The sequence below is a fragment of the Sphingobacterium sp. UBA7249 genome, from assembly GCF_002472835.1.
GTDB classification, from domain to species: domain Bacteria; phylum Bacteroidota; class Bacteroidia; order Sphingobacteriales; family Sphingobacteriaceae; genus Sphingobacterium; species Sphingobacterium prati.
In genome coordinates, this window is record NZ_DKST01000027.1 from 157493 (window position 1) to 164244 (window position 6752).

Here is a 6752-nt window from a genome sequence, read left to right on the forward strand (position 1 = left end):
TGTTATATTTTGTTTTTAAGATTTTCAATCATATCGACTGTCATCTTCTGGATGTCAAATTCTGGCTTCCAGTTCCAGTCTTTGCTTGCGTATGAATCATCCAGACTTGCAGGCCATGAATCGGCAATCTGTTGTCTTGGGTCGTTCGCTACGTAAGAGATTGCAAAATTAGGAAGAATTTTTTTAATTTCTTGTGCGAGTTCTTTCGGAGTAAATGTAATACCACCAAGGTTATAGCTGTGGCGGATACTCAAGCTCTCCTGTGGTGCATCCATCAGCTCAAGTGTGCCGCGGATGGCATCTTCCATATATAACATGGGTAATGCTGTATTTTCGGAGAGGAAACATTCGTAGCTGCCCGTTTTTAATGCTTCGTAAAAGATATCAACAGCATAATCTGTTGTTCCGCCTCCCGGTTCGGTCTTCCAGGAGATAATACCCGGGTATCTTACGCTACGGATATCCAATCCGCGGTGCTCCTGATACCATTCGATAAGGCGTTCACCTGCAAGCTTACTGATGCCGTAGATTGTATTGGGATCCATGACGCAGTATTGCGCTGTATTCTCCTTTGGCGAATGGGGACCAAAGACAGCAATCGAACTTGGCCAGAATATTCTTGAAACTTTATACGTAACTGCAAGGTCAAGCACGTTGAGCAATCCATTCATATTAAGCTCCCAGGCTTTTTCAGGATATTTTTCGCCTGTTGCAGAAAGCATCGCTGCCAATAAATATACTTGAGTAGGTTTATATTTTTGAAACAATATGTCGAGACCATTTTTGTCAAGTACATTTGCAATTTCAAAATTTTCGTCGGGGCTTTTTGTTTGTGGTTCTCTGATGTCTGTGGTGACAACATTTTCTGCACCAAATTTTTTACGCAGAGCGATTGCCAATTCAGTACCGATTTGGCCGTTTGCACCAATGATAATAATGCTTTCTTTCATGATGCAAATATAAAGGCTTTTCAGTATCTAGCAACTGTCTGGTGTCAAGGACGGTCCTCTAAAAATGTTAATTTATAGACTCTTGGCGCAGTTTTTATGAGATTTTAAACCGTTTCAATCGTTTGTTCTTTTTTTTTGAACGAGCGGCGAAAATTTTTATTTTTTTTGAATTGTCGTAACTTCAATTTTTTATGACAAACAGGGTCGGTAAGGCGCGATAGTTTATGTTATTAGGACGAACAAAATGGAACTGTTGTGACTTTTTTAGTAGAATGAGGTATATTTTATTATTTTAATAGCGTAATTACGGAATATTTTTTAAATTTGAAGAATTCATTCTTCAAGAATCAACTAAAACAAATCAAATAACAAATTTTATATACAATTTAAACACAGACAAAAATGAAAGTGGCAGTAGTCGGCGCAACAGGCCTTGTAGGTACTGAGATGCTAACCGTGTTGGCGGCGCGAAATTTCCCAGTAACAGAATTAATTCCGGTAGCTTCAGAGCGCAGTAAGGGTAAGGAAATTGAATTCAAGGGAAAGAAGTATAAGGTGGTTACACCATCTGAGGCTATTGCTTTGAAACCTGATGTTGCATTGTTCTCTGCAGGAGGCGATACCTCTAAGGAGTTTGCACCGAAGTTTGCGGAAGCTGGAATTACTGTTATTGACAATTCGTCGGCATGGCGTATGGATCCGACGAAGAAATTGGTCGTTCCGGAAGTAAACGGCGATGTATTATCTGCTGATGATAAGATTATTGCAAATCCAAATTGTTCAACCATTCAAATGGTAGTGGCGTTAAAACCATTACATGATAAATATAAAATTAAACGTGTCGTTGTTTCGACTTATCAGTCCGTAACAGGTACTGGGGTAAAAGCTGTTAACCAGCTGATGGATGAACGCGCAGGTAAAGACGGCGAAAAAGCTTATCCTTATCAGATTGACTTAAATGTCATTCCGCATATTGACGTGTTTCAGGAGAATGGTTACACCAAGGAGGAAATGAAAATGATTTTGGAAACAAACAAGATCATGCGTGATGATTCGATCAAAGTAACAGCGACAACTGTACGTATCCCAGTGATGGGCGGGCACTCCGAATCATTAAATATCGAATTTGAAAATGACTTTGATTTAGATGATGTACGTGCTGCATTAGCTGCTCAAAGCGGCTGTATTGTTGTCGACGATCCAGCTTCTCTTCAATATCCGATGCCAAAAGACGCACATGGTCGAGATGAGGTTTTTGTGGGACGTATACGTCGTGATGAATCTCAACCAAATACCCTTAATATGTGGGTAGTGGCTGACAATTTGCGCAAAGGCGCAGCGACAAATGCTGTTCAGGTTGCTGAACTATTGGCAGAAAAAGGGTTGATCTAACGCATATAGATTCCATTATAATTGAGCCCCCATGAAGCAGTTCATGGGGGCTCTTTGTTAATCGCACATGGCAGACTTGTCATTGTCCAAGTGCTTCCTGAAGGTTCAATACATTTTGAACCTATGGTGTCAAGGTCTTCGGCAAAATGGAGAAATCAATTTTATCATTCAATGGTACGTAGTTCTCTTTTTCCTGTTCTTCCAGGCGGTCAGGAAATAATATGCCAAAGAGGTGATCCGTTTCATGCTGGAAGATTACTGCGGTAAAGCCCTCAATATTCTCTTCAATCACTTTTCCATCCTTGTTGATATACTGTAAACGGATTGAATAGCTCCGCAACACATCTTCTTTGCGGTTGGGGATGGAAAGACAGCCCTCGGCACCCTTCCTTTTTAGCTTCGAACGCCATAGAATTTTGGGATTGATATAAAACTCAAAGGGTTGTTCGGGTTTGTCAAACCGTTGTACCCAAATTAGATTTTTGTTGATGCCAATTTGGGGAGCGGCTATACCCACGCCAGGATGGTTCGGATCGCGAACTGTGGCGAACATGCGCTTTGACAGTGTTTCCAGCAGTGGGTCATTATATTTCACATCACTGCTTGTTGCTTTCAATACCTTTAAATCTTTTTCATCGGTGGTTTGCAATACACGAAGGAGCGTGCTTTCATTGCCTGATAAAATAATTTTCTTATCAGCTTCTGTAAATTCCTGTCCGCCATTCAGGTTGACAGGCCGTTCATTTTTTGCTTTATGAAAGGCTTTTTCTCCTGCCATAATTTTTGTTTCTAAATTGTTTTCAACTGGGGGAACTGGACAACGATACCCATTGCTGTAAGCACAATAAGGATTGTAAGCCTTATTAAAATCTATTTCAATGGTACTGCCTTTGATGTCATCTGTGGACAGGTCGATATATCGCCCACCACTATAACTCTCCTGGCCGTTTGTCTGGTCTAAAAATGGTAAAAATAAATGTTTTTTGTAGGCAGGGTTTTGAAATAAAGCTACACTTTGGTAAATATTCAATGTTCTTTCTGCTCCATTCAGTGGAAATGTCACAATTGCATAACGTTTATATTCATTGCTTGTACCATCATAAGTAGGCATACGAAACACTGGTTCATCAAATAAGACCTCTACCTTTGCTTTAACCCTATAGTTTGGACTTACAGCAAAGTAATCTAAAGCGGCCACTTGTTCTGCTTTTAATGGACCAAATTGTTCCTTGGCTAATTCTAAAGCTTTTTCCTTACGCTGCGTTAAAATTTGTTGCTCATAATTGCTCTGGGCATGGCCATATAGGCAAAAGGCAACAAAAAGGCTGGCAATAACTGTTCTTCTCATCTCTATAAATTGTCTTTCTTAGGTCGCCACCGGAGTATGCCAATACATATTCGGTTACATTCTAATTGAATATTAAACCAAAGGTTGTCGCCTAAATAGTCTACCAAAGTTATAGCTTTTTTAATGAATTGAAGTTTTACAGGGTAAAAAATAAAAAAATCATGACACTTCATAGGTCTATGGTGTGTACAAGCAGAATCTCAATACGCGTATCTCAATACTCATATCTAAATTGTACTTTTGTAAAAAAAGATAGGTCCATGAGATTAATGGCATTTGATTATGGTACAAAACGAATTGGGGTTGCAGTAACCGATCCAATGCAGATTATTGCTACGGCGCTGACAACAGTACATCCGCAGGATATCTGGACCTTTTTGGCAGATTACCTGCAAGCCGAGCAGATCGAAACATTCGTTGTGGGCAAGCCCAGGCAAATGGATGGATCGGACTCCGAATCAGCTTCGCACGTTGTAGGCTTTATGCGCAAATTGAAAAAAATATACCCGGCGATCCCGGTTGTGGAAATAGATGAACGCTTCACCTCGAAAATGGCCTCTGCGGCAATTGCCCAAAGTGGCAAAAAGAAAAAAGACCGTCAACAGAAAGGTCTGATCGACACGGTGTCGGCGACAATTATTTTGCAGAGCTATATGGATGGCCGAAGTTTTTAAATAAGAATTCATGGCATGACCTCTTTCACGATAAATAACAGCTTTATGGATGGGGAAATGTCGATTTGATGATCATAAGATCCATCTAACTGATGGATCGAAAACCGGGCCCAGTGCGCTCAATTAATAATTAGTTACAGATGAAAAACATATTATTTTTTACTGAGGACATAGATTTCAAACTAAAGGAAAAAGGAAAGATTCGTCAATGGATCGTTGATGCAATCAAAGGTGAAGGATTTAAGCGGGTTGGCGAATTGAGCTTTATTCTATGTTCGGATGCCTATCTGTTGGAAATTAACAAGGAATATCTGAATCACGATACCTATACGGATATTGTGACTTTTGATTCATCAGAAGACGAAGATACCATTGCCGGTGATATTTTTATCAGTGTGGAACGTATTCAGGAGAACGCACAAAAATTTAAAGTTGCTGAACGGGATGAGTTGCATCGTGTTATTATCCACGGTGTCATGCATCTATGTGGATATCCAGACAAAAAGCCTGCGGATAAAGCAAAGATGACGGCTAAGGAAGATGAATATCTAGGAAAAAGAAATTTCTAGTTTTTTATTGTAGCTTATTCTTCTTAACCCTTCGGAGCCTCATTCAGGGATGCAATTCTTCCTGGCGGTGCTTTTCCTTTCTGACAGCTTCTCGTTTATTTTCTTCATGCAAGTGATCTGTCATTTGCTGTCTCAGATCTCTCCGGATAGGTAGGATCAAATTTCTGATCCTACCAGAATATCCCAAACCTCTTCCGCCAAAAAAACTTGACTTTTCGATTATATTTAATTAGCTTCAAAACACAAATTGTCTAAACCATTTATAGAGTGTCTAATATGAACGAATTAGAAGAATATTTCCGGAATAACAATGCTAAGCTGATCAACAAATGGATGCATTATTTCGACGTGTATGATCGTCATTTCCGTCGATTCAAAGATAAAGAGATTGTCGTGCTGGAAATAGGGGTCTTTCAGGGTGGGAGTCTCCAGATGTGGAAGAAATATTTCGGCGATAAAGCAAAAATCTATGGGGTAGATATCAACCCCAACTGCAAAGCACTGGAAGAGGAGAACGTCGAGATATTTATCGGATCTCAGTCAGACCGTAAATTCTTGCGCAAAGTGAAAGAGTCAATCCCCCCGATAGATATCCTGATCGATGATGGAGGGCATACCATGCTGCAACAGATTATTACCTTTGAAGAACTATTTGGGCACGTAAAAGAGGATGGTGTCTATCTATGTGAAGACCTGCATACCTCTTATCAGGTTTTTTATGGTGGTGGACATAAGCGAAATGGCACATTTATCGAATACAGTAAGAATTTTATTGATTACATCAATGCCTATCATTCAGAACAACGGGGGCTAAAGGTCAATGAGTTTACACGTTCGGTCAATTCCTTACATTATTACGACAGCATATTGGTTGTTGAGAAACGTAAAATGCAGCCGCCTACTCATATGAGAACGGGTAACGCTACAGTACAAGATTTTGATGCTCCACCAACGGGTTTAAGTGGTTTAAAATGGAAGATTAAGAAACCGGCGCTAACAGCGATCAACAAATTCCTTCGTTTTTTTAGGATTGGTGGATTTATGTGGAGATAAGAAAACGATGATCCATAAAAAAAGCGTTGTACTGTTATACAACGCTTTTTTTATAGTATTGCTAATGACTAAAATCTTTCAAATTGAGAGAAGAAGAAGTTACCTTCGATAGCCGCGTTTTCGTCAGAATCAGATCCGTGGATAGCGTTAGCATCGATAGATTTAGCATATTTATTACGGATTGTACCTTCAGCTGCATCCGCTGGATTCGTAGCACCGATTAATGTACGGAAATCTTCAACTGCGTTGTCTTTTTCTAAGATTGCAGCAACGATAGGACCTGAAGTCATGAATTCTACCAATTCACCGTAGAAAGGACGTTCTTTGTGCACAGCGTAAAATGCACCAGCAGTTTCTTTTGATAATTGAATGTATTTCATTGCAATGATTTTGAAACCACCAGCAATAATATCGTTTAAGATTGCACCGATGTGACCGTTCGCTACTGCGTCAGGCTTGATCATCGTAAAAGTTCTGTTAGTTGCCATTATTTTAATTTTTTTGCAAACTTAGATAAATTGCTTTTTATATGCAATATAATTAGGCTTATATAAAAACAATTTATTCGCCTAAGTATGTTAATTTAAGATACATCATGCATGTGAAACAATGGTTCGTTTGGTTGAAGTGAATCCATGCAATACGCGCTAAGTCACCTATGAATCTTTTCCGCCGTGGGAAATTGACCGATCCTATATTACAATTGATGAGGAATAGAAATAAAAAATCATTTGTAAACAAATCTCATTGCTGTCCCATTAAAGTT

6 protein-coding genes and 1 pseudogene are annotated in these 6752 nt (G+C 39.4%); 4 read left to right on the forward strand and 3 right to left on the reverse strand.

The genetic code is table 11. The features are described 5' to 3' along the window. Positions 1-2: 2 nt before the first annotated feature. Positions 3-950 carry an NAD-dependent epimerase/dehydratase family protein gene (locus B4A24_RS19490; protein ID WP_293946648.1) on the reverse strand — a complete coding sequence of 316 codons (948 nt, stop codon included), beginning with the start codon at positions 948-950 and terminating at the stop codon, positions 3-5. A 402-nt stretch (positions 951-1352) separates the two neighbouring features. Here B4A24_RS19490 and B4A24_RS19495 point away from each other — a divergent pair, with 402 nt between their 5' ends. Then, positions 1353-2342 (forward strand): aspartate-semialdehyde dehydrogenase, encoded by a 990-nt coding sequence (locus B4A24_RS19495; protein WP_293946649.1) that lies wholly within the window; start codon positions 1353-1355, stop codon positions 2340-2342. 121 nt (positions 2343-2463) lie between these two features. Here the strand turns inward: B4A24_RS19495 and def are convergent, their stop codons facing one another. Continuing rightward, positions 2464-3690 (reverse strand): peptide deformylase, encoded by a 1227-nt coding sequence (gene def / locus B4A24_RS19500; protein ID WP_293946650.1) that lies wholly within the window; start codon positions 3688-3690, stop codon positions 2464-2466. A gap of 260 nt (positions 3691-3950) precedes the next feature. On the opposite strand from def, the gene ruvX reads away from it, so the two are divergent. From ruvX to B4A24_RS23930, 3 genes and pseudogenes are all read left to right on the forward strand, one after another. Further along, the gene (gene ruvX, locus B4A24_RS19505) at positions 3951-4364 is read left to right on the forward strand and encodes a Holliday junction resolvase RuvX (RefSeq protein WP_293946651.1); all 414 of its coding nucleotides are present in this window, start codon (positions 3951-3953) and stop codon (positions 4362-4364) included. A gap of 140 nt (positions 4365-4504) precedes the next feature. After that, the gene (gene ybeY, locus B4A24_RS19510) at positions 4505-4933 is read left to right on the forward strand and encodes an rRNA maturation RNase YbeY (RefSeq protein WP_172396024.1); all 429 of its coding nucleotides are present in this window, start codon (positions 4505-4507) and stop codon (positions 4931-4933) included. A gap of 333 nt (positions 4934-5266) precedes the next feature. Further along, positions 5267-5566: pseudogene (locus B4A24_RS23930) on the forward strand (SAM-dependent methyltransferase); the annotation flags it as partial. 488 nt (positions 5567-6054) lie between these two features. Here the strand turns inward: B4A24_RS23930 and B4A24_RS19520 are convergent. Beyond that, entirely contained in the window at positions 6055-6474 is a 420-nt protein-coding gene (locus B4A24_RS19520) for a nucleoside-diphosphate kinase (RefSeq protein ID WP_077437233.1), read from the reverse strand. Positions 6475-6752 lie beyond the last annotated feature (278 nt).